18 protein-coding genes are annotated in these 22,486 nt (G+C 71.1%); 8 read left to right on the forward strand and 10 right to left on the reverse strand.

Going from position 1 to position 22,486, the window contains the following annotated elements:
* Positions 1 to 13: 13 nt before the first annotated feature.
* From H577_RS0107840 to glnA, 3 genes are all read right to left on the reverse strand, one after another.
* On the reverse strand, positions 14 to 994 hold the full coding sequence (locus tag H577_RS0107840) for a glycerate kinase (RefSeq protein WP_029145498.1): 981 nt from the start codon (positions 992 to 994) through the stop codon (positions 14 to 16).
* A gap of 1 nt (position 995) precedes the next feature.
* On the reverse strand, positions 996 to 1,202 hold the full coding sequence (locus H577_RS0107845) for a hypothetical protein (RefSeq protein WP_029145499.1): 207 nt from the start codon (positions 1,200 to 1,202) through the stop codon (positions 996 to 998).
* A 105-nt stretch (positions 1,203 to 1,307) separates the two neighbouring features.
* Positions 1,308 to 2,732 (reverse strand): type I glutamate--ammonia ligase, encoded by a 1,425-nt coding sequence (glnA, locus tag H577_RS0107850; protein ID WP_029145500.1) that lies wholly within the window; start codon positions 2,730 to 2,732, stop codon positions 1,308 to 1,310.
* 124 nt (positions 2,733 to 2,856) lie between these two features.
* Here glnA and H577_RS15570 point away from each other — a divergent pair, with 124 nt between their 5' ends.
* Positions 2,857 to 3,309, forward strand: coding sequence for an RDD family protein (locus tag H577_RS15570; protein ID WP_051191858.1), 453 nt, complete (start codon positions 2,857 to 2,859; stop codon positions 3,307 to 3,309).
* A gap of 39 nt (positions 3,310 to 3,348) precedes the next feature.
* On the opposite strand, the gene H577_RS0107860 is transcribed toward H577_RS15570, so the two are convergent.
* A complete protein-coding gene (locus tag H577_RS0107860; protein ID WP_029145501.1) occupies positions 3,349 to 4,059 on the reverse strand; it encodes a DUF4191 domain-containing protein in 711 nt (236 codons plus the stop codon).
* Positions 4,060 to 4,175: 116 nt separating this feature from the next.
* Here H577_RS0107860 and H577_RS0107865 point away from each other — a divergent pair, with 116 nt between their 5' ends.
* Positions 4,176 to 5,888 (forward strand): hypothetical protein, encoded by a 1,713-nt coding sequence (locus H577_RS0107865; RefSeq protein WP_156876584.1) that lies wholly within the window; start codon positions 4,176 to 4,178, stop codon positions 5,886 to 5,888.
* A 12-nt stretch (positions 5,889 to 5,900) separates the two neighbouring features.
* On the opposite strand, the gene sucB is transcribed toward H577_RS0107865, so the two are convergent.
* Genes sucB through H577_RS0107880 form a run of 3 tightly spaced genes read right to left on the reverse strand, consistent with a single transcriptional unit; the run spans position 5,901 to position 10,607 of the window.
* Positions 5,901 to 7,706: a 2-oxoglutarate dehydrogenase, E2 component, dihydrolipoamide succinyltransferase gene (sucB, locus tag H577_RS0107870; protein WP_036284143.1), complete on the reverse strand. Its 1,806-nt coding sequence runs from the start codon at positions 7,704 to 7,706 to the stop codon at positions 5,901 to 5,903.
* 55 nt (positions 7,707 to 7,761) lie between these two features.
* Positions 7,762 to 9,135, reverse strand: coding sequence for a dihydrolipoyl dehydrogenase (lpdA, locus tag H577_RS0107875; protein WP_029145504.1), 1,374 nt, complete (start codon positions 9,133 to 9,135; stop codon positions 7,762 to 7,764).
* Positions 9,135 to 10,607 carry a leucyl aminopeptidase gene (locus H577_RS0107880; RefSeq protein WP_029145505.1) on the reverse strand — a complete coding sequence of 491 codons (1,473 nt, stop codon included), beginning with the start codon at positions 10,605 to 10,607 and terminating at the stop codon, positions 9,135 to 9,137. The genes lpdA and H577_RS0107880 overlap by 1 nt, the downstream gene beginning before the upstream one ends.
* A 101-nt stretch (positions 10,608 to 10,708) precedes the next feature.
* Between H577_RS0107880 and H577_RS0107885 the strand changes: the two genes are divergently transcribed.
* From H577_RS0107885 to H577_RS0107895, 3 genes are all read left to right on the forward strand, one after another.
* Complete coding sequence (locus H577_RS0107885; protein ID WP_029145506.1) at positions 10,709 to 11,641, forward strand: proteasome assembly chaperone family protein; 933 nt, start codon at positions 10,709 to 10,711, stop codon at positions 11,639 to 11,641.
* 300 nt (positions 11,642 to 11,941) lie between these two features.
* Positions 11,942 to 13,429: an RNA polymerase sigma factor gene (locus tag H577_RS15575; RefSeq protein ID WP_051191859.1), complete on the forward strand. Its 1,488-nt coding sequence runs from the start codon at positions 11,942 to 11,944 to the stop codon at positions 13,427 to 13,429.
* On the forward strand, positions 13,426 to 14,124 hold the full coding sequence (locus H577_RS0107895; protein WP_029145507.1) for a coenzyme F420-0:L-glutamate ligase: 699 nt from the start codon (positions 13,426 to 13,428) through the stop codon (positions 14,122 to 14,124). Before H577_RS15575 ends, H577_RS0107895 begins: the two co-directional genes overlap by 4 nt.
* A gap of 90 nt (positions 14,125 to 14,214) precedes the next feature.
* On the opposite strand, the gene H577_RS0107900 is transcribed toward H577_RS0107895, so the two are convergent.
* Positions 14,215 to 15,237, reverse strand: coding sequence for a sugar-transfer associated ATP-grasp domain-containing protein (locus H577_RS0107900; protein WP_029145508.1), 1,023 nt, complete (start codon positions 15,235 to 15,237; stop codon positions 14,215 to 14,217).
* 47 nt (positions 15,238 to 15,284) lie between these two features.
* Between H577_RS0107900 and H577_RS0107905 the strand changes: the two genes are divergently transcribed.
* Together H577_RS0107905 and H577_RS0107910 are read left to right on the forward strand one after the other, a co-directional pair.
* On the forward strand, positions 15,285 to 15,941 hold the full coding sequence (locus tag H577_RS0107905; RefSeq protein WP_029145509.1) for an alanine racemase C-terminal domain-containing protein: 657 nt from the start codon (positions 15,285 to 15,287) through the stop codon (positions 15,939 to 15,941).
* Positions 15,938 to 16,981, forward strand: a complete 1,044-nt coding sequence (locus tag H577_RS0107910) for an alanine racemase (RefSeq protein ID WP_029145510.1) — start codon at positions 15,938 to 15,940, stop codon at positions 16,979 to 16,981. The genes H577_RS0107905 and H577_RS0107910 overlap by 4 nt, the downstream gene beginning before the upstream one ends.
* Positions 16,982 to 17,046: 65 nt before the next feature.
* Here H577_RS0107910 and H577_RS0107915 read toward each other — a convergent pair whose 3' ends face one another.
* On the reverse strand, positions 17,047 to 17,268 hold the full coding sequence (locus tag H577_RS0107915) for a DUF7455 domain-containing protein (protein ID WP_029145511.1): 222 nt from the start codon (positions 17,266 to 17,268) through the stop codon (positions 17,047 to 17,049).
* Between the two features lie 167 nt (positions 17,269 to 17,435).
* On the opposite strand from H577_RS0107915, the gene H577_RS0107920 reads away from it, so the two are divergent.
* A complete protein-coding gene (locus H577_RS0107920) occupies positions 17,436 to 19,517 on the forward strand; it encodes a DNA gyrase/topoisomerase IV subunit B (RefSeq protein WP_029145512.1) in 2,082 nt (693 codons plus the stop codon).
* Between the two features lie 464 nt (positions 19,518 to 19,981).
* Here the strand turns inward: H577_RS0107920 and H577_RS0107925 are convergent, their stop codons facing one another.
* Positions 19,982 to 22,435: a DNA gyrase/topoisomerase IV subunit A gene (locus H577_RS0107925; protein ID WP_029145513.1), complete on the reverse strand. Its 2,454-nt coding sequence runs from the start codon at positions 22,433 to 22,435 to the stop codon at positions 19,982 to 19,984.
* Positions 22,436 to 22,486: the final 51 nt, after the last annotated feature.

Genomic DNA, 22,486 nt, shown 5'->3' on the forward strand with positions numbered 1-22,486 from the left:
ACCGGCCGTCTGCTCAGTGGCCGACCCGGCTCGCCACCTCGGCGCCGGCGGCCCGCATCCGGTCCTCGTCGCCGGCGATGAGGATGCCGGCGAACCGGTCGGCGTAGCCGCCGAGCGACGCGCTCACCGAGCCCACCACCGCGAACACCGGAGTCCCGGGGCGGCGCCGGTCGACCCTCTGGAGCACGTTGTCGATGAGCTTTCCCTGCGTGGTCTGCTCGTCCAGGCGGCCTTCGCCGACGACGACGGCGTCGGCCCGCGCCAGCTCATCGTCGAAGCCGACGGTATCGAGCACGGTGGCGGCGCCCGAGACCAGCTCGGCGTCGAACACGGCCCACATGCCTCCCGCGAATCCGCCGGCGGCACCGGTGCGGGGCACACCGCGTGGGTCGCGGGACAGTCTCGCCGCGAGGTCGTGCAGCCGCGCGGTGAGGAACGCGACGTCGTCGGGTGAGGCGCCCTTCTGCGGGCCGAACACGGTCGCGGCGTCTTCGAAGCAGGTCACCACATCGGCGAGCACGGTGAGCCGTGCGCCGTGCAGTCCACCGGCGGTTCGGATCGCCTCGATGGCGCCGGCGCCGCCGTCGGTGGTGGCAGAGCCGCCCGCCGCGACGAGGATGTGTCGGGCGCCTCGGGCGGCGGCTGCGGCGATGAGGATGCCGGTGCCGGCCGTATCGGCGGCACGGGGGTCGCGCGGGCCGGCATGCGGCAGGGCGATCCCGCTCGCCACGGCGAGCTCGACCACGGCGAGCCCGTCTTCGCCGAGAGCGTAGCCGGCCTCGACCGGGTCGCCCCAGGCATCGACCGTCGCCACCGGGATGCGCTGCATCCCCAGGGCGGTGGCCAGAGCATCCATGGTGCCCTCGCCGCCGTCGGCCAGCGGACGCTCGACGGCGGCCGCACCGGCGGCGCGCACGCCCGCGGCGACGGCGTGCGCGACCTGCGCGGCCGTGTACGTGCCCTTGAAGCTGTCGGGGGCGACCAGCACCGCCACCTCAGGCTCGCGCGGGGGCAGGTGCGGGAACGGGCTGCGGCAGTCGACGGCTGAGCACGAGCGCGACGATGGTCGGGATCCCCATGAGAGAACCGTATCCCGCGATCAGCAGCGGCCAGGTGCCGGGCATCGACAGCAGCGCGGTTGCGATCCACGGGGCGATGCCGCCGCCGATGGCCGCGTTCCGCGTGGAACGTCGACTGCGCACCGAACATGGCACCGTAGCCGAAGATGAGCTCGACGAACACGTCGAGCGCCAAGACGATCGAGGGCCCCGGCGTGTGCCGGAGCCCTCGATGCGTCGTCGGTGGGATCAGACGCCGTAGTACAGCTCGTACTCGAACGGGTGCGGGCGCTGCGCAAGCGGTGTGATCTCGTTCTCGATCTTGTACTCGATCCAGGTCTCGATGAGTTCCTCGGTGAACACTCCGCCTTCGAGCAGGAATGCGTGGTCGGCCCGCAGCGCGTCCAGCGAGTCCTGCAGCGAGTTCGGCACCTGCGGGATGTCCTTGGCCTCCTCGGGCGGCAGCTCGTAGAGGTCCTTGTCGACCGGCTCGTGCGGCTCGATGCGGTTCTTGATGCCGTCCAGACCCGCCATCAGCTGCGCGGCGAACGCGAGATACGGGTTGCCCGAGGCATCCGGTGCCCGGAACTCGATGCGCTTGGCTTTGGGGCTCGACCCGGTCAGGGGGATGCGGATCGCCGCGGACCGGTTGCCGGCCGAGTAGACCAGGTTCACCGGTGCCTCGAACCCCTTGACCAGCCGGTGATAGCTGTTCAGTGTCGGGTTGGTGAAGGCGAGCACGGATGCCGCGTGCTTGAGGATCCCACCGATGTACCAGCGCGCGATGTCGCTGAGGCCGGCATAGCCCTTCTCGTCGTAGAACAGCGGCTCGCCGTCGCGCCACAGGGACTGGTGGGTGTGCATGCCCGAACCGTTGTCGCCGAACAGCGGCTTGGGCATGAACGTGGCGGTCTTGCCCCACAGCTCGGCGGTGTTCTTGACGATGTACTTGAACTTCAGGATGTCGTCGGCCGCGTGCACCATGGTGTCGAAGCGGTAGTTGATCTCGGCCTGGCCACCGGTGCCGACCTCGTGGTGCGCGCGCTCGAGCACCAGCCCCGACTCGATCAGCTTGAGGCTGATGTCGTCGCGCAGATCGGCCTGCTTGTCGACCGGTGAGACCGGGAAGTACCCGCCCTTGAACGGCGTCTTGTTGCCGAGGTTGCCGCCCTCTTCTTCGCGGCCGGTGTTCCAGGCGCCCTCCTCGGAGTCCACCGTGTAGAAGCTGGAGTTCTGCGTGACCGCGTAGCGCACCTCGTCGAAGATGTAGAACTCGGCCTCGGGCGCGAAGTAGGCGGTGTCGGCGATGCCGGTGGAAACGAGGTACTTCTCGGCCTTCTTCGCCACCTGACGGGGGTCCTTGCCGTAGATCTCACCGGTGCGCGGGTTGTACACGTCGAAGATCATCACCAGCGTCTTCGCATCGCGGAACGGGTCGAGGTACGCGGTCGTCACGTCCGGGATCAGCTGCATGTCCGATTCGTGGATGCTCGCGAACCCGCGGATCGACGACGCGTCGAACATCTGGCCCACGGTGAAGAACTCCTCGTCCACCGATGCCGCCGGGATGTTGAAGTGCTGCTGCACCCCGGGAAGGTCGGTGAAGCGGATGTCGAGGAACATGACGTCCTCGTCCTTGATGAATCTCAGCACCTCGGCGGGCTCGTTGAACATGGGGCTCCTTCTCGGACGCGGTCGGGTCCGCGGTACGGACGTGCTTCGAACCTATCCCAGCCGCGTTGCCCGGCCGTGTCCCGCATGTTTCGGGCATGTTACGCCGGCCGATTAGGCTGGGCGGGTGCCCGACGCCCCCAGATCCGCGCCATCCGGCCCTGCGACTCCTTCCCATCCGGGTGAGCGATGGGGTCTTCCGGCATCCGGCCCGAAGAGTGTCGCCCGGTTCGGCAGGCGCCTGGCCGCCTTGGCGATCGACATCGCCACGGCGGCCCTGATCGGGTACGCGTTCTTCGGCAGCATCGACCCGGTCACCGGGGTGCGCCTGGCCGACCCGCTGGCGACGAACCTGGTGTTCGCGGCCGTGCAGATCGTGTTCATCCCGACCATCGGCGGCAGTCCCGGCCACCGCATCATGGGCATGCGCCTGGTGCGGGTGCACGGCGGCTGGGTGGGTCTGTGGCGGCCGGTGCTGCGTACCGCGCTGCTGTTCTTGGTGATCCCGGCGTTGATCTGGGACGCCGACCACCGCGGCCTGCACGACAAGGCGGCCGGGACCGTGCTGTTGCGGGTGTGACCGTAGACGCCGGTAGGTCGCTCAGCGCGGGCGCGGGGCTCAGCGCGGGCGCGGGGCGCGGGCGCGCATGGGGTCGATCCCCTTCGGGATCGGCAGCGACGCCAGCGACTGCGAGACCGAGTCGATGCGCTTGATCACGGCGGCCTGGGTCGCCCGGTTGATCGACTTCGGCAGCTTCTTGATGGTCTTGGCCAGGTCGGCGATGGGCACGTCGCCCTCACCGTGCCCGACGTAGATCACCGTCACCGGAACACCGGATGCCACTCGCTTGGCCTTCGCCTTCTCTTCGTTCACCAGGCGGGTCAGGCGTCCACGCGACCCTTCGCCGACGACGACGATGCCGCCGCGGCCGATCGCCCGGTACACGGCCTCCTGGGTCTTGGGGTTCACACCGACCGGCGTCTCGTCGGCGCGCCAGCTGCGGCCGAGCGCGGTCGAGAGCACGTGCCCGGTCGCCCCGGGACGCCCGTCGATCTTCTGATACATCGCCTTGGTCGACAGCCGGGTCATCGTCATCAGCGAGACCAGCACGCCGAACAGCAGGCCGGTGACCCCCCACAGGATGATGCTCCACACCTGGGAGGGCGGCAGCAGGAAGCCGACGAGGATGCCGACCCAGATCCCCGCGACGAGGATGCCGATCAGCGCCCAGGGCAGCCACGGGAAGACGTCCTTCGTGAAGACGAAGAGGGACTTGAGCTGGGAGAAGAAGTTCGGCTTCTTGTCGGCCCGGGGACTGCGTGCTGCCATACCCACCAGCCTACCTTTCCGCGTCGGTTCCTCCCCAGCCGGGGCCGTGCCACCGGTTGTCCACGGATGTGTCACTCGCCGCTTCCACGGCCGGCTGTGCCGGGCACACTGGGCCCATGGTCCCCACAGCGATCCCGACAGTGATTCCGACAGTGATTCCGACGGTGGCCGGCGGCAACGAAACGGCGGTGACCGCCGAGTCGGGGCTGCCGGCCGGTGCACGGCATATCCGACGGGTGCGGCCTCCGGACGCGCCGTGGGACGGCATCCTGGCGCGCACCGACGACGGTGTGACCGGAGTGCTCGTGTCCGCCGACGACCTCGCCGACCTGTGGACGTGGGCGGGAGCGCGCGACGGTCACCTGGCGGCGCCACTCGATGTGCTGCGCGGCGAGGAGGGCCTGCTCGCGGTGATGCCGGTGTGTGCGGAACGGGTCGATGCGTTCGTGCAGCGGCGGGTGGATGCCGCGGTGCCGGTGTCTGCGGGCGAGGCGGTCACCCTCGCCGTGAGCATCGTGCGCGGCACCGTCGAGGCGCAGCGTCTCGCCGCCGACGACGTCGCCCTGGTGGGGCAGTGGTGGCTGGCCGAGGGCGGTCGCCCGGTGCTGGTGGGTGGGGCGGGACAGCCGGTGACGGATGCCGCAGCCGCGGTTCTGGAGGCGCTCGGCGACGCGGTGGACGACGCAGGCGCCCGCCACGCGGTGGAGTGCACCCGCACCCTGCTCGCCGACGTGCGCGCGCTCGCGCACGCCCCGGATGAGGCTGAGGCGGCGCTGTTCGCGGTGGCCGACCCGGAGCCGTTGGCCACGGCGGTGTACGCGCCGGCCCGTGCGCGCAGCGTCGCGGTGGACCGGGGGAGCGCGGCGCGCACCGACGGGAACGGCGGGAGGCCACAGCGGGCGACACGTCGCGACTCCGGGCGTCGTCGTGCCGCACCGGACGACGCGGATCTGCCCCGATCGGGCGCACACGGGGCGGAGGAGGGCGGGATGGACCCGCGCCGCGGCGGGAGTCGCGGGGCCGTGCCCGTGGGAGCCGAGCCGCCCGCACACAGCGGCGGCCGGCGCGGGCAGCGACAGTCGCATGGCCCGGAAGCCGAACCACCCGCCCAGAGCGGATGGTGGGCGCCGCTGGTGCCGCACACCGATCGACCGCTGCCCGAGCTCGCGTCGGCGGCTGTCACCGCCGTCTGGCGACGGGTACGGGCCGACCGCCCGGGTCGTCGTCGCCATCCGGTGATGCTGGCGGCGGGCCTGGGTGCCGCCGTGCTCGCGGTGGGACTGCTCTGGCCGCAGGGATCGGGGGGCCGCGCAACCGCAGACGGCAGCCCTGCGACGATGCGGTCGTCGTCGATCGCCGCGACGGCCCCGGGGACCGCGGGCCCGCGCGTGCCCGCGCCGTCCTCGTCCCCGGCCGCGCCCGACGGGGAGGGGCCGGGCGATGAGACGGCCGCCGATCGGGGCCTGGCGGACGCGCCGGCCGGCGAGGTCGATCCGTCCGCCGGCTCTGACGCACCGGCGACCGGGCCCGAGGCATCCACCGCGTCGGTGGAGCGGGCGACCGAGGCCCTGCTGGCGACGCGCGCGGCCTGCCGGGACGACGCCTGCCGGGCGAAGACCCAGGAGGATCCCCGCGCGCGCTTTCCGCTGGGGGCCGCCACTCTGCCCGCGTTCCGGCGCACGCTCACGCTGTTGGACGACTTCGGCGGTGCCGCCGTCCTGCGCGTGCATCCGCGCGACGGGCAGACGCCCGATCAGCTCGTGGTCGTGGTGCGCGAAGACGACCGATGGCTGCTGCGCGACGTGCGGGACGTCGCACAGCAGCCATGACGGCTGTGCCGGTCAGATGCCGAGGGCGCCCTCGAAGTCGCCGGACTCGAGCCGGGCCTTGACCGCGCCGAGGAAGCGCGCGGCGTCGGCGCCGTCGATGACGCGGTGGTCGTACGAGAGCGCGAGGTAGACGTACGAACGGATCGCGATCGCGTCCTTGCCGTCCACCGACACGACGCCGGGCCGCTTGACCACGGTTCCGGTGCCGAGGATCGCCGACTGCGGCAGGAACACGACGGGCGTGTCGAACAGCGCGCCGCGTGAGCCGGTGTTGGTCAGCGTGAACGTGCCGCCGCCCAGCTCGTCGGGCTTGAGCTTGTTGTCGCGGGTGCGGGCGGCGAGGTCGGCGATCTCGTGCGCGATCTGGGCGATGTTCTTGGCGCCCGCATCCCGCAGCACCGGGGTGAGCAGGCCGCGCTCGGTGTCCACGGCGATCGAAAGGTTCTCGCTCGCCGGGTAGACGATGTTCTCACCGTCGACGGTCGCGTTGATCACCGGGAACGCCTGCAGCGCCTCGGCGGCGGCGAGGGCGAAAAACGGCAGGAACGACAGCTTGTCGCCGGTCTTGGCCTGGAAGTCCGCCTTGACGCGGTCACGCAACGCCGCCAGCCGGGTCACATCGACCTCCACCACCGTGGTCAGCTGCGCGGTCTGTTGCATGGAGGCCACGGCGCGCTCGGCGAGCACCTTGCGCAGACGCGACATCGGCTGGGTCGTGCCGCGCAACGGCGACACCTCCAGCGGCGCTGGTGCGGCTGCGGCGGGGGTGACGGATGCCGGGGCCTTCGCGGCCTGTGCCGCCTTGAGCACGTCCTCCTTGCGGATGCGCCCGCCGACGCCGGTGCCGGTGACCGTGCGCAGGTCGACGCCCTGCTGCTGGGCGAGACGACGCACCAACGGCGTGACATAGGTGATCTCGTCGTCGTCGCCGGCGGCAGGCATCGCAGGCGCAGCCGGGGCCGACGCAGCCGGGGTGGGTGCGGCCGGCGCGGGCGCGGCCTGCGCCGCAGGAACCGGCGCCGCGGCGGGTGCCTGCTCGGCGGGTGCCTGCTCGGCGGGGGCCGGTGCGGCCGGCGCAGCCTCGGGCGCGGGCTGGGCGGGAGCCTGCTCGGCGGGTGCCGGGGCCGGCTCGGGTGTGGCCGGGGCGGCGGCACCGGCCTCACCGATCCGGCCGAGCGGCGAGCCGACGGCAACGGTCTCGTCCTCGCCGACGAGGATCTGCTGCAGCACACCGGCGAACGGCGACGGGATCTCGGTGTCGACCTTGTCCGTGGAGATCTCCAGCAGCGGCTCGTCGACCGCGACGGTGTCGCCGACGTTCTTGAGCCAGCGGGTGACGGTGCCTTCGGTGACGCTTTCACCCAGCTCGGGCAGCACCACGTCCCGACCGGCGCCCGCCGGTGCGGTCGTCGTGGCGGGCTCGGCAGGCGCCGCGGCGGACGCGGTCTCGGCCTGCTCGGCCTCTGCGTCCTGGGCAGGCGCCTGTGCGGCTGGGGCGGCTTCGGCAGGCGCCTCGGCGGCAGGCGCCTCCGCGGCGGGCGCGGCTTCGGCGGGCTGCTCAGCGGGTGCCGACGCCCCCGAACCGTCGCCGATGCGGGCCAGCACGGCACCGACCTCGACGGTCTCATCCTCAGCCACGAGGATCTCTTCGATCACGCCGCTGACCGGCGAGGGGATCTCGGTGTCCACCTTGTCCGTGGAGATCTCGAGCAGGCCCTCGTCCTCCTGGACGGTGTCGCCGACGTTCTTGAGCCAGCGGGTGACCGTTCCCTCGGTGACGCTCTCGCCGAGCGCGGGGAGGACCACGGAAGTGCTCATGGGTGTGTCTCCTTCAAGCCGTTGTCTGTCCTAGCTTAGTGATCCCGCGCTCGGATCAGAGTGCGTGCAGCGGCTTGCCTGCCAGGGCGAGGAACGCCTCGCCGAGCGCCTCGCTCTGCGTCGGGTGTGCGTGGATGAGCGGGGCGATGTCTTCGGGGTGCGCCTCCCAGCCGACGGCCAATTGTCCCTCGGTGATCAGCTCGCCGACGCGGTCGCCCAGCAGGTGCACGCCCAGCACCGGCCCGTCCACCAGCCGCACCACCTTCACCAGGCCGGTGGTGCCGATGATCTCGCTCTTGCCGTTGCCGGCCAGGCTGTATTCGTACGCGGTCACGGCGTCGGCACCGTGGGCCCCGGTCGCCTGCGCTTCGGTCATCCCGACGCTGGCCACCTCGGGGTGGCAGTACGTCACCTTGGGGATGTGCGTCTCGGGTACCGGCAGCGGGTCGAGACCGGCGATCTGCTCGGCCACGAAGATGCCCTGCGCAAAACCGCGGTGCGCCAGCTGCAGTCCGGGCACGATGTCGCCCACCGCCCAGACATGCTCGGCGTCGGTGCGCAGGCGGTCGTCGGTGTGCACGAACCCGCGGTCGAGCACGACCCCGGCCTCTTCGAAGCCCAGGCCGGCCGTGGCCGGGCCGCGCCCGACGGCCACCAGCAGGTAGTCCGCCTCGATGCTCGACCCGTCCTCGAGGGTGACCGTGACCGACTGGTCGGTCTGAGTGGCCGAGGCGAACCGCACGCCCAGCGAGAAACGGATGCCGCGCTTGCGGAACGCGCGCTCGAGTCCCTTGCTCAGGGCCACGTCCTCGTTCGGAACCAGGTGGTCGAGCGCCTCGACGATGGTGACCTCGGCGCCGAACGAGCGCCACACGCTCGCGAACTCCACACCGATCACCCCGCCGCCGAGGATCGCCACGCGGGCCGGAACCTCGTCGAGGGTGAGCGCCTGCTCGCTCGTGATGATCCGGCCGCCGATCTCAAGGCCCGGCAGCGACCGGCTGTACGAACCGGTCGCCAGGATCACATCGGTGCCGTGCAGGATGTCGTCGCCGACCTGCACCGCACGGTCCGGCGTCAGCATCCCCTCACCGGACACGACGGTGATGCCACGCGCCTTGATGAGTCCCTCGAGCCCCTTGTACTTCTTGGCGACGATGCCCTCGCGGTAGGAGCGCACGGCGGCGATGTCGACGCCGTCCAGGCTCGCGCGGACGCCGTAGGAGGCGGCATCCCGCGCCACATCGGCGACCTCGGCGGCGTGCAGCAGCGCCTTGGTGGGGATGCAGCCGCGGTGCAGGCACGTGCCGCCCAGCTTGTCCTTCTCCACCAGCGCGACGGTCTTGCCGAGTTCGGCCGCCCGGATCGCCGCGGCATAGCCGCCGCTGCCGCCCCCGAGGACGACGAGGTCGTAGGTCTGCTCTGTCATCAGTGTTCCACCCCTTCGAGGAATGCGATGAGCGCCCGCACGGTCGAGCCGGTCGGGCCCTTGTCCGTGAAGCCATACGGGGCGCTGTGGTTCTCGCCGGATCCGGCGATGTCCAGGTGCACCCACGGCAGGCGGGGTGCGTCGTCGGCGTCGCCGCGGCGGCCGACGAAACGCTGCAGGAACAGGCCCGCGAACAGCGATCCGCCGTTGCGGTCGCCGATCTTCGCGTTCTGCAGGTCGGCGATGGGGGAGTCGAGCTCCTTCTCCATGTGCGCCGGCAGCGGCAGGTGCCACGCCGGCTCGCCGGTGCGGTCGGCGGCGCTCAGGAACTCGCGCACCGCCTCATCGTCGCCCATCACCCCGGTGTGCCGGGTGCCCAGCGCGACGAGGATCGCACCGGTCAAGGTGGCGACGTCGACGATCACGTCGGGCTGCTCGCGACTGGCCGCGACCAGACCGTCGGCCAGGACGAGGCGTCCCTCGGCATCGGTGTTGAGCACCTCGACGCTGGTGCCGCCGAGGGTGCGCAGCACGTCGCCGGGTCGGATGGCCGAACCGGAGGGCATGTTGTCGGCGATGCACAGGAACGCGGTGACCCGTACCGGGAGCTTCAGGGCGGCCGCCGCACGCACCACGGCGAGCACGGTGGCGGCCCCGGCCATGTCGCCCTTCATGCCGACCATCGATGCCGGCGGCTTCAGCGACAGGCCACCGGTGTCGAAGGTGATGCCTTTGCCGACCAGGGCGACGTGCCGGCGGGCGTCGGCGGGCGCGTAGTCGAGGCGCACCAGGCGCGGCGGGCGGGCCGAGCCCTGCCCGACACCCAGGATCCCGCCGTAGCCGTCGGCGGCCAGGCGGGTCTCGTCGAGCACCGTCGCCTCGATCGGCAGTCCCGCCACCGCCTGCACCGCGCGGTCGGCGAGGTCCTGCGGTCCGAGCCACTGCGCGGGGGTGGTGGTGAGGTTCTTGACGAGGGCGACGGATGCCGCGGCCTGCGCGATACGCGTCAGGTCGGCGTCGTCGAGGGCGTCGGCGTGCACCGTGACCCGGCCGGCAGGCCGCTTGCGGTCGGGATCGGTCTTGTAGTCGTCGAACCAGTACCCGCCCAGGGCTGCGCCCTCGGCGGCCGCGAGCTGGCGCTCTCGGTCGGCGCCGGGGACGGCGACGGCGGCCGTGTCGAAGCCGGTGAGGGTGCGCACCGCGGCCCCGACGGCCTCGCGCACGTCCGATGCGCCGGGGTCGGCGCCGGTGCCGGCGACGGCGACCCGGGCGGTGCGTCCGGGCGCCGGCACGCGCACGACCGAGCCGACGGCGCCGGTGAAACCGACGGCATCCAGCGCGTCGTACAGCCCCGGCCAGTCGGCCGCAAGATGCTGCGGTGCGTTCTCGGCCGGGGGAAGGGCGAGGATGATCAGTTCGGCATCGGACTCGGTCACGGACGCAGCGCTGCGCGCCAGCTCGGGGAACGGCATGATCCCCATCCTATGAGGCGCAGGCGGCGGGGCCGGTGCGGCACTGTTCGCTGTCAGCGGGATCGCCGCTGCGGGTCGCACACGCGCTTTAGAGTGGTGCCATGCCCCAGAATGCGCCGTTGTTCGAGCGTGCGGCATCGGCTCCACCGGTGCCGCGGGGACTGCCGCTGGTCATCGCGCTGACCGGGTTCACCGACGCCGGCGGCGCGGTCTCACAGTTGATCGACGTGATGCGCGACGACCTCCAGTCGCTGCCGTTGGCGGTCTTCGACAACGACGTGCTGCTGGATTACCGCGCGCGCCGCCCGCTGGTCACCTTCGATGGCGACCACCTCAGTGAGTATCGGCCGTCCCGGCTCGAATTGTCGCTGGTGCGCGACGCGATCGGCCAGCCGTTCCTGCTGCTGGCCGGCTACGAGCCCGATTTCGTGTGGGAGGGCTTTGCGCGAGCGGTCCTGGCCTTCGCCGAGGAGTACCAGGTGTCCACCGTCACGTGGCTGCACGCGATCCCGATGCCGGTGCCGCACACCCGGCCGATCGGCACCACCGTCAGCGGCACGCGCCGCGAGCTCACCGAGGCGCACTCGGTGTGGAAGCCGCACACCCAGGTGCCGGGGACGGTCGGGCATCTGCTCGAATACCGGTTCACGCAGCAGGGGACGCCGGTGGCCGGGTTCGTGCTGCTCGTGCCGCATTATCTGGGCGACACCGAGTACCCGGCGGCGACCCTGGCCGCCCTCGACAGCATCACCGCCGCGACCGGACTGGTGTTCACCGGCGACGACCTGCGCGCACGCAACCGGGAGTTCATCCAGCGGGTGCAGGAGCAGGTCGACGACAACGACGAGCTGCGCCGGATGCTGCGCGGACTGGAAGACCGGTACGACGCCTACATGGCCGGCTCGACACAGGCCGCGCCGATGGTGCACACCGGCGACCTGCCCAGCGCCGACGAACTGGCGGCCGAGCTGGAGCGGTTCCTCGCGACGCGTCCGGCCGGCGACGACGACAAGGGCGGCGCACCCCGGGGTTGATCCGGCGCCGGCCCGGTTCGCCGGCGGCACACACACTGATTCCGCAGGGTGCGGCGTGAGCCTTTCCCGCCGGGAATATCACCGGGGGACCGGACGTTTTGTCCATCGTGACCTCCCTGTGCGCACGTCCGGGATCACGCGTGGGATGTGCGACAATGGATCACCGACCCGTTGTCAGCACCCGCACATCGAGTACCCCAGCCGGGGAGCCTTCTCATGCGCACCGACTTGACAAGGGTCTTACTAGTGTCCGAACACAACGGGGGCGGGCGTGATACGTCCCCCGGTGAAAGGCGAAACGTGACCGCAGGCACGAAGACCACCACCCGCTCGCGCACCGACGACACCGGCGTCGACGAGGTCGCGGCGGCAGACGGCGCCGCGAGCACGCCGGATGCCGGCACCACCACCGCCCGCAAGTCCGCGGCCCGCAAACCGGCGGCGACGAAGTCCGCCGCCACGAAGTCCGCCTCGGCCGCGAAGAAGGACGCCCCGGCCGCCAAGAAGGCCGCCGCCAAGAAGGACACCCCGGCCGCCGAGAAGGACGCCCCGGCCGCCAAGAAGGCCGCAGCCAAGAAGGCCCCAGCCAAGAAGACCGCGACCAAGACCACGGCGAAGGGCAAGAAGGCCGCCGGTGGCGAGCCCGAAGAGGACGTCGAGGTCGACGAGACCGAACTCGCCTCCGACGACCAGGACGAGAACGCACCCACCGGCAAGACCGGCGCCGACGACGACCTGGGCGACGACGACGAGGATGACGAACGTCCCGCCGGAAAGAAGAAGGAGTTCACCGAACCGCTGCCGTCGGGGGCCATCGTCATCTCGTCGAAGGACGAGGACGACGTGCCGGTGTACTCGACCCAGATCACCGGTGCCACCGCCGACCCGGTCAAGGACTACCTGAAGCAGATCGGCAAGGTGCCGCTGCTGAACGCGGCCGAAGAGGTCGAACTGGCCATGCGCATCGAGGCGGGCCTGTTCGCCGAAGAGAAGCTGTCGCACATGTCCGACGCGGAGAAGTCCAGCCAGCTGGGCCTGGACCTGCAGTGGGTCGCCCGCGACGGCCAGCGCGCCAAGAGCCACCTGCTGGGCGCCAACCTGCGCCTGGTGGTGTCGCTGGCCAAGCGCTACACCGGCCGCGGCATGCAGTTCCTCGACCTCATCCAGGAGGGCAACCTGGGCCTGATCCGTGCCGTCGAGAAGTTCGACTACACCAAGGGCTTCAAGTTCTCCACCTACGCCACCTGGTGGATCCGACAGGCGATCACCCGTGCCATGGCCGACCAGGCGCGCACCATCCGCATCCCGGTGCACATGGTCGAAGTCATCAACAAGCTCGCTCGGGTGCAGCGGCAGATGCTGCAGGACCTGGGGCGCGAACCCACCCCCGAAGAGCTCTCGCGCGAGCTGGACATGACGCCCGAGAAGGTCGTCGAGGTGCAGAAGTACGGCCGCGAGCCGATCTCGTTGCACACCCCGCTCGGCGAGGACGGCGACAGTGAGTTCGGCGACCTCATCGAAGACACCGAGGCGGTCGTGCCCGCCGACGCGGTCGGGTTCACCATGCTGCAGCGCCAACTCGAGTCGCTGCTGGACTCGCTCAGCGAGCGCGAAGCGGGCGTCATCCGCATGCGCTTCGGCCTCGGCGACGGTCAGCCCAAGACCCTCGACCAGATCGGCGACACGTTCGGCGTGACCCGGGAGCGGATCCGCCAGATCGAGTCGAAGACGATGGCCAAGCTGCGGCATCCGTCGCGCTCGCAGTCGCTGCGGGACTACCTCGAGTGAGCGGGGCGGCCAACGCCGGCAAGGCGCTGACGGTCACCGTCGACGGTGCGACCTACGCGCGCATCCCGTTGCGCACCAAGGTCATCCAGCCCGAGGACCGGATCGACGAGGTGGTGCGCGAATATGCGGCGGATGCCGTCGCGCCCGGCGACATCCTGTTCGTGACCGAGAAGATCGTGGCCATCACCCAGGGGCGGTCGTTCCCGGTGTCCGAGATCCGGCCGCGCAAGCTCGCCACCTTCCTGGCGAAGTACGTCACCAAGACGCCGTACGGCATCGGCTTGGGCATGCCCGAGACGATGGAGATGGCGCTGCGTGAATGCGGCACGCCCCGCATCCTGTTGGCCGCCGCGGTCGCCGCCGTCACCAAGGCGTTCGGCCGCAAGGGCGACTTCTACCGGATCGCAGGCTCGAAGGCGCGCGCCATCGACGGGCCGACCAAGCACACCATCCCGCCCTACAACGAGGCGGTCGTGCTCGGGCCCGAACGGCCGCGTGAGGTGGCGCAGCACCTCCGGGAACTGCTCGGGTCGCGCTGTGACGTCGCCGTCGTCGACATCAACGACCTGGGCGGCAACATCCTCGGCTCCACGCTCGACAAGGCCGGTGAGGCACGGCTGGTCGCGATCCTGAAAGACAACCCGCTCGGTCAGGGGCACGAGTCGACGCCGCTGGGCATCGTCCGACCCGCCTGACCGGGTCGGAACCGACCGCCCGAGCCGGGCCGCGCGGTTCGGGGCGCCGCGTCGGCCGCGGGCGCCCGGGTCCGTCGGTGCGTGACCGGATCAGAACCCGATGGCGGCGCGGTAGCGCGGTTTGTGGCCGGTGCGGATGCCGGTGACGCTGGGCTTGTTCTCATAGACTCCCGCACCCCAGTTGCCCTCGACCAGGACCGGGCCGTCGGGTGTCACGACGATGTCCCAGCCCACGTACTGCACCTGGGGGACCACTCGCGCCACGCGGTCGACGAACGCGGTGACCTCATCGGTCATCGGCAGCTGGAAGTCCGCGATCCGGAACCCGGAGTCGGGGTGTCGTTCGTGCACGTGCCCGTGCGAGTCGTAGCCGGCCCCGACCGCGTGGCCGCGTTCGTCGAGCATCGTGTAGAAGCCGCCGAAGGTCATCTGGTCGCTGACCGCCCCGCGGCCGAACTTCTGCGCCATCGCGAGGATGTGGGTGCGCTCCCCGTCGAAGAACGCGGTGACGCGCGTGGTGTTCACCGTTCCCGGGCACACCGCCGCCAGGTCGGGATGCTGGCGGATCACCTCTTCGAGCAGCAGCTCGCCGCGCTCACGCAGTCCCCGGTGGAAGCCGTCCCAGTCGTCGATGTCGGCGGCGTGGTACCGGTGCACGCCGGTGCCGGCCTGCCCCACCGGCTCTTTTGAGACCACCGTGTCGTGCCGGCGCACGAACGCGGCGACCTCCTCGGCGTTGTCGGCGGTGACCTCCATCCACTCCCGGTGCAGATACTCGCCGAACGCCCGGTCGAACTCGATCTTGTCCTGGAAGATGTGCCGGTAGGCGGGATCGTCGAACTTCTGCGAGAGCTGGTTCGAGACCGGGTGCGTCATGTACGTGGCGCGCTCGGCGCGGTTCAGGATCGCGAAGTCGAAGTCGATGTAGTCCTGGAACCCGACGTTGCGAACCCCCGCCTGCCACAGCATGTCGACCAGCACCGCCGGCATCCACTTGCCGTGGCTGTTCGAGGCCTCCCGGGCACGTTCGAACACCGAACCGACGTCGATGCGTCGGGCCCGGCCGGCCAGGTAGCGCATGCGGGGGAGGACACCGAGACGTTGCTGAGCCATTCACGCTCCAGGGTGGGGGATCGGGGGACTCGGCTAGTCTAGATGGCGTGACCGCAGCCCTCCTGGAACCCGGATCCGGGCCGGGCGCGGACAGTGGCCCGGTGGCCCGCATCTCGCGGGGCGCACTGCGCGCGAACCTCGCACTGCTGCACGAGGCGGGCACGGCATCGCTGCCGGCCGAACTGCCCGCCGACGCGTGGGGACACGGCGCGGCGACCGTGCAGGCCGTGCTGGACGAGGCCGGGGCGACGGTGACGGCCGATCGGCTCGCGACGCTGCTCGGCCTTCCCGGTGGTGACCCGCGCGCACGCCCGGTGATGCGGCTTGGCGGTCACGTGCTCGGCACGAAAGAGCTGCGTGCCGGTGAGGGCGTCTCGTACGGGCTGACCTTCCGGGCTGCCGCCGACACCCGTATCGTCCTGGTGACCGGCGGGTACGCGCAGGGGGTCGTGCGTGCGCTCGGCAACCGGGCATCGGTGACCTGTGCGGGCACGACCTGCCCCATCGTCGGGCGTGTCGCGATGGACGTCTGCGTCGTCGAGATCGGCGACGCGCACATCGGCCGGGGCGACGAGGCGATGTTCTTCGGTGACCCGCGCGACGGCGAGCCTGCCCTGGCCGACTGGGTCGGTGCGACCGGCATGACGGCGCAAGAGATCGTCAGCCTCGTCGGGGCACGGGCGAGCCGGCGGGAGGTGGCATGACCGCGGCGCTGCACGTCGACCTGGACGCCCTGGCCGCCAACCTCGCGGTCGTGCGTGCGCGCGTGGCTCCGGCCGCGCACATGCTCGTGGTCAAGGACGACGCCTACGGGCACGGTCTGGTGCCGGTGGTGACCCGTGCGTGGAAGGAGCAGGTGCGCTGGTTCGGCGCGTTCGACGTGCAGACCGGCCTGGCGGTGCGCACGGCACTGGGCGCGGCGGCGCGGATCTTCGTGTGGCAGATCGGCGGGCTCGGCGAGGCGCGGGATGCCGCGGCGGAGGGCCTCGACCTCGGTGTCGGCGACGCGCTGCTGCTCGAGGACGTGGCGGCCGCGGCATCCGCCACGGGGCGCCCCGTGCGCGTGCACCTGAAGATCGACACGGGGCTGCACCGCAACGGGGTGCGTCCCGAGCAGTGGGCCGGATTCGTCGCCCGCGCCGCCGAGCTCGAACGGGCCGGTGTGATCGTGGTGGACGGGGTGTGGAGCCACATCGCCGAGGCCTCCGACGCCGAGGACGATCAGGCCCGCCGCGTGTTCGAGTGGGGCTGGGATGCCGCGCGGGGCGCCGGACTCACTCCCGCACGACGGCACCTCGCCGCGAGCGCCGCCGCGTTCGCGCGCAGCCCGTTCCGGTATGACCTGGTGCGCGTGGGCGCGTTCGCCTACGGCATCCACCCCGCCGGCGGTCCGGATGCCACGCACCTGGGCATCCGCCCGATCGCCCGGCTCGTGGCCCCCGTGGTGGGCGTCGGTGATCAGGTGCGGATCGGGATCGGTGCGCTCGACGGCCTGCCCTCGACCCTGGCCGGGCGGGTGTCTGTGGGAACGCCCGCGGGTGCGCGCGCGCTTGTGTCGGTGGGTGACGAGGTCAGCACCGTCGCCGGGTGGGATGGTGCCGCGCCGGGCGACGAGGTGGTGCTGTATGGACCCGGCCGGCACGGCGAAGCGACGGCCACCGGGCTCGCCGAACACATCGACACGATCGGTGAGGAGATCGCACTGCGCGTCTCGCCGCGGCTGCCCCGACGCCATCGCGGCTGATCCGGGCGCATCACCCGGAGGGGCGAACCGGCGCGGCTCGGCCGGAACCGTTCAGCCGGAACCGGTCAGCCGGCCTCGTTCAGCCGTGCGGTCTCGTCGTGCCACGAGGTGGCCACGCTGCGCAGCTTCTGCTCGAACTTGCGGCCGTGGTGGGCGCAATACAGCAGTTCGCTGCCGCCGACCTCGACGGCGATGTAGGCCTGCGCGCCGCAGGCATCGCACCGGTCCATCGCGGTCAGGCGGTACTCGACGAGGGTCTGCTCCTCGGGCGTGGTGAGTGTGCTCATCGTCGGCCTCCTTCGGAATGCGCGTGGACGGGTTCCTTCATGGAATACAACCACGCCCCGGCTGGGATCAGGCCCGGAAGCGTCGGCATTTCGCTCACCGCGTACCGTCGGGCACCTCCCCGCGTCGATCCCGGGCCGCGGGGGCCGGGCCGATATCCTTGAGGATTGTGACCGCTGAGTACTCCGCCCACCATCTGCAGGTGCTCGAAGGGCTGGAGGCGGTCCGCAAACGGCCCGGCATGTACATCGGGTCTACCGATTCGCGTGGGCTCATGCACTGCCTGTGGGAGATCATCGACAACTCCGTCGACGAGGCCCTCGCCGGCTACGGCACTCGCATCGACACCGTGCTGCACCCTGACGGCAGCGTCGAAGTGCGTGACCGGGCCCGAGGCATCCCCGTCGACATCGAACCGCGCACCGGACTGTCGGGCGTCGAGGTCGTGTTCACCAAGCTGCACGCCGGCGGAAAGTTCGGCACCGGCTCGTACAGCGCGTCGGGGGGCCTGCACGGCGTGGGCGCCTCGGTCGTCAACGCCCTCAGCGCACGCCTGGACGTCGAGGTCGACCGCGACGGAAAGACGTGGGCGCTGTCGTTCCGGCGTGGCGAGCCCGGCGTGTTCGACGGCGACGGACCGGACGCCCCGTTCACGCCGTTTGCGAAGGCCAGCACGCTGCGCACCGTCGGAAAGGTCGCCAAGGGTGTCACCGGCACGCGCATCCGGTATTGGGCCGACCCGCAGATCTTCACCAAAGACGCCACATTCGGGTTCACCGAGCTCGAGCAACGGATGCGGCAGACCGCGTTCCTGGTGCCCGGGCTCGAGATGGTGATCCGCGACGAACGCGAGAGCAAAGCGGGGTTCGACCCCGTCGAGTCGGTGTTCCGCTTCGACGGCGGCATCTCCGAGTTCGCCGAGTTCCTCGCCCCCGACGCCCCGGTCACCGACACCTGGCGGCTGACCGGGTCGGGCACCTTCACCGAGACCGTTCCGGTGCTGCAGCCGTCCGGCGCCATGCTCCCCACCGAGGTGGAGCGTCGCTGCGAGGTCGACATCGCGGTGCGCTGGGGGACCGGGTACGACATCGTCACCCGCTCGTTCGTGAACATCATCGCCACACCCAAGGGCGGCACCCACCAGCAGGGCTTCGAACAGGGCCTGATGAAGGCGATCCGCTCACAGGTCGAGCAGAACGCGCGCAAGCTCAAGGTCGGAAACGACAAGCTCGAGAAGGACGACATGCTCGCGGGGCTCACCGCGGTGCTCACGGTGCGGCTGCCCGAACCGCAGTTCGAAGGGCAGACCAAAGAGGTGCTCGGCACCCCCGCCGTCCGCCAGATCGTGTCGACCGTGGTCTCGCGCGAGCTGAGCGCACGGCTGACCTCGACCAAGCGCGACGACAAGGCACAGGCATCCCAACTGCTGGACAAGGTCGTCGCCGAGATGAAGGCGCGCATCTCGGCGCGGGCGCACAAAGAGACGCAGCGCCGCAAGAATGCGCTGGAGTCGTCGTCGCTGCCCGTGAAACTCGTCGACTGCCGCTCGAACGACGTCGCCGACTCGGAACTGTTCATCGTCGAGGGCGACTCGGCGCTGGGCACCGCCAAGCTCGCCCGCAACAGCGAGCACCAGGCGCTGCTGCCGATCCGCGGCAAGATCCTCAACGTGCAGAAGGCGTCGATCAGTGACATGCTCTCCAACGCCGAGTGCGCCGCCATCATCCAGTCGATCGGGGCAGGTTCCGGCCGCACGTTCGATCTGTCGTCGGCCCGTTACGGCAAGATCATCATGATGAGCGACGCCGACGTCGACGGCGCGCACATCCGGACCCTGCTGCTGACCCTGTTCTTCCGGTACATGCGGCCGCTCATCGAAGACGGCCGGGTGTTCGCCGCGGTGCCGCCGCTGCACCGCGTGATCATCGTGAACCCCGGGTCCAAGCCGAACGAGACCGTGTACACCTACAGCGAGCAGGAGCTGCACGCCCTGCTCGCCCGGCTCACGAAGTCGGGACGGCGCTGGCAGGAGCCGGTGCAGCGCTACAAGGGGCTCGGTGAGATGGATGCCGACCAACTGGCGACCACGACGATGGACCCCGCCGGGCGCACCCTGCGCCGCGTGGGCGTTGCGGACGCCGAGGCCGCGTCGGCGGTGTTCGAGATGCTCATGGGCAGCGACGTCGCACCCCGTCGGTCGTTCATCGTCGACTCCGCCGACCGTCTCGCCCGCGACCGCATCGACGCGTAGCGCCCGGCCGGGCTCGGTGTGGGCCGGCGCGGGCGTCACCAGCGCAGGAGAAATCACCGCATCAGGAGGATCGCGGCGATATCGTCCTGAGCCGGTGATTTGTCCTGATCCGGTGATGGCGGGCGCGGCCGCGAGCGCATCGACGCGTAGCGCCCGGCCGGGCTCGGTGTGGGCGTGTGCGGGCGTCACCAGCGCAGGAGAAATCACCGCATCAGGAGGATCACGGCGATATCGTCCTGAGCCGGTGATTTGTCCTGATCCGGCGATGTGCGGCGCGGCCGCGAGCGCATCGACGCGTAGCGTCCGGCCGGGCTCGGTGTGGGCCGGCGCGAGCGTCACCAGCGCAGGAGAAATCACCGCATCAGGAGGATCGCGGCGATATCGTCCTGAGCCGGTGATTTCTCCTGATCCGGTGATGCCGGGCGCGGCCGCGACCGCCGCGCGACCGCGAGCGCCCGCGGCGGTCAGCGGACGGCCGTGCCGATCGCGCCGATGACCCCGTCCAGCGGTGAGCCCGAGGCATCCCGCTTCGCGCCAGCCTCGGGCAGTCGACGGATGCCGCCGTCGGAGCCGACCGCGCGGGGTTCCTCACCGACCCAGGCCAGGGTCAGCGTGTCTTCGCCCTTCAAGAAGCGCTGGGCCCGTACCCCGCCGGTGCCGCGGCCCTTGGCCGGGAACTCGGCGAACTCCGACACCTTGCCGGTGCCGGCATCCGCGCCCGGAAGCACCTGGGTGGAACCGGCGACGGTCACCACGACGGGGGATGCCGCGTCGGCGGGCACGACGCCGAAGTACACCACACGCTCCCCGGCCGTGACGCGCACACCGGCCATACCGCCCGCGCCGCGGCCCTGCGGGCGCACCGCCGAGGCCGCAAACCGCAACAGCTGCGCATCGGAGGTGACGAACACCAGTTCCGCGTCATCCGGGGCCACCGCAGCCCCGACGACCCGGTCGCCGGGCTTGAGTGCGATGATCTCCACCTCATGCTTCGTGCCGATCTCGCCGGCGGCGACGCGTTTGACCACACCGTGCGCGGTGCCCAGGGCGACGGCCGGCTCGTCGGCCAACGGCACGATGGTGACCACGTGCTCGCCCTTGCCGAGCGCGAGGTACTGGTCGGCGCGGGTGCCGGCGGCCGGCTGCACCGAGTTGCCGGGCACCGCCGGCAGGTCGACCGGCGAGAACCGCACCAGCCGCCCGGTGTCGGTGATCGCCCCCAGCTCACCGCGCGTGGTGGTGTCGACGGTGGCGCGGATCGCGTCGTGCGTGAAGCGCCGGGTGGGGGTGACGATGCCGCCGGCAGGGGAATCGGCGGCGAGGTCGGCACGCACCATCCGACCGGTCGCCGACAGGAAGACCCGGCACGGCGCATCCGCGATCTGCAGATCGGCGTCCTTCGGCTTCGCGGTGCGCGGCCGGACCGGGCCGCCGTCCAGCAGCAGCGTGCGCCGCGGTGTGCCGAACGCCTCGGCAGCGGCATCCAGTTCGCGCGCCACCTGCCCGCGCAGCAGCGCCTCGTCGCCGAGCAGGCGCACCAGCTCGTCGATCTCCTTCTTCAACTGGTCACGCTCGGCCTCGAGCTCGATGCGCGAGAACTTCGTGAGCCGGCGCAGCCGCAGTTCCAGGATGTACTCGGCCTGCGCCTGCGACAGATCGAACACGTCCTGCAGGCGCGAACGGGCCTGCTCGCCGTCGTCCGACGAACGGATGACCTGGATCACCTCGTCGATGTCGAGGATCGCGATCAGCAGCCCCTCGACCAGATGCAGCCGCTCGCGGCGCCGGGCCAGCCGGTACTCGCTGCGCCGGGTCACCACACGGATGCGATGGTCGAGGTAGACGCGCAGCAGCTCGCGCAGGCCGAGGGTCTGCGGCTGGCCGTCGACGAGGGCGACGTTGTTGATCGCGAACGAGTCCTCGAGCGGGGTGAGCCGGTACAGGTGCTCGAGCACCGCGTTCGGGTCGAAACCGGTCTTGACCGTGATCACCAGTCGCAGCCCGTGCCTGCGGTCGGTGAGGTCGGCGACGTCCGAGATGCCGGTGAGCTTCTTGGCACCCACGGCGTCTTTGATCTTCTCGATCACCCGCTCCGGGCCGACCAGGTAGGGCAGCTCGGTCACCACGAGTCCGGTCTTGCGGGGGCCGAGCTGCTCGACGGCGACCTTGGCCCGGGTGCGGAATGAGCCGCGGCCGGTCTGGTAGGCCTCTTTGATGCCGTCGACCCCGGTGATCACGCCGCCGCCGGGCAGGTCGGGACCGGGCACGAACTCCATGAGCTCGTCCACGGTGGCATCCGGGTTCTCGAGCAGGTGCACGGCGGCGGCGACCACCTCGACGAGGTTGTGCGGTGCCATGTTCGTCGCCATGCCCACCGCGATGCCGCTGGCCCCGTTCACCAGCAGGTTCGGGAACGCCGCCGGCAGCACATCGGGCTGCTGGAACTGGCCGTCGTAGTTCGGGATGAAGTCGACGACGTCCTCGTCCAGGCTCTCGGTCAGCGCCAGCGCGGGCGGCGCGAGCCGGGCCTCGGTGTACCGGGGCGCGGCCGGACCGTCGTCGAGCGAGCCGAAGTTGCCGTGCCCGTCCACCAGCGGCACCCGCAGTGTGAACGGCTGGGCAAGGCGCACCAAGGCGTCGTAGATGGGCGCGTCGCCGTGCGGGTGCAGCTTTCCCATCACCTCGCCGACCACGCGGGCGCTCTTGACATGGCCTCGGTCGGGTCGCAGCCCCATCTCGGCCATCTGGTACAGGATGCGTCGCTGCACCGGCTTCAATCCGTCCCGGGCATCCGGCAGGGCACGGGAGTAGATGACCGAGTAGGCGTACTCGAGGTACGACCCCTGCATCTCGGACGAGACGTCGACGTCCTCGATGCGCTCCTGTGACGGGCTGGACGGCGAGGGGGTCTGGGGCATGCGCGTCTTCCGGGTATCGGGCTGGCGGGCGGGGCCCGGCGCGTGTGCGAG

The sequence above is a fragment of the Microbacterium luticocti DSM 19459 genome (genome assembly GCF_000422405.1).
Classification (GTDB): Bacteria; Actinomycetota; Actinomycetes; order Actinomycetales; family Microbacteriaceae; genus Microbacterium; species Microbacterium luticocti.

Bases quoted from the DNA above. Each gene is read 5' to 3' on its own strand.
- glnA (WP_029145500.1), bottom strand. From the start codon at position 2,732: ATGTTCAACGAGCCCGCCGAGGTGCTGAGATTCATCAAGGACGAGGAC.
- H577_RS0107860 (WP_029145501.1), bottom strand. From the start codon at position 4,059: ATGGCAGCACGCAGTCCCCGGGCCGACAAGAAGCCGAACTTCTTCTCC.
- H577_RS0107865 (WP_156876584.1), top strand. From the start codon at position 4,176: ATGGTCCCCACAGCGATCCCGACAGTGATTCCGACAGTGATTCCGACG.
- sucB (WP_036284143.1), bottom strand. From the start codon at position 7,706: ATGAGCACTTCCGTGGTCCTCCCCGCGCTCGGCGAGAGCGTCACCGAG.
- lpdA (WP_029145504.1), bottom strand. From the start codon at position 9,135: ATGACAGAGCAGACCTACGACCTCGTCGTCCTCGGGGGCGGCAGCGGC.
- H577_RS0107880 (WP_029145505.1), bottom strand. From the start codon at position 10,607: ATGCCGTTCCCCGAGCTGGCGCGCAGCGCTGCGTCCGTGACCGAGTCC.
- H577_RS0107885 (WP_029145506.1), top strand. From the start codon at position 10,709: ATGCCCCAGAATGCGCCGTTGTTCGAGCGTGCGGCATCGGCTCCACCG.
- H577_RS0107900 (WP_029145508.1), bottom strand. From the start codon at position 15,237: ATGGCTCAGCAACGTCTCGGTGTCCTCCCCCGCATGCGCTACCTGGCC.
- H577_RS0107910 (WP_029145510.1), top strand. From the start codon at position 15,938: ATGACCGCGGCGCTGCACGTCGACCTGGACGCCCTGGCCGCCAACCTC.
- H577_RS0107915 (WP_029145511.1), bottom strand. From the start codon at position 17,268: ATGAGCACACTCACCACGCCCGAGGAGCAGACCCTCGTCGAGTACCGC.
- H577_RS0107925 (WP_029145513.1), bottom strand. From the start codon at position 22,435: ATGCCCCAGACCCCCTCGCCGTCCAGCCCGTCACAGGAGCGCATCGAG.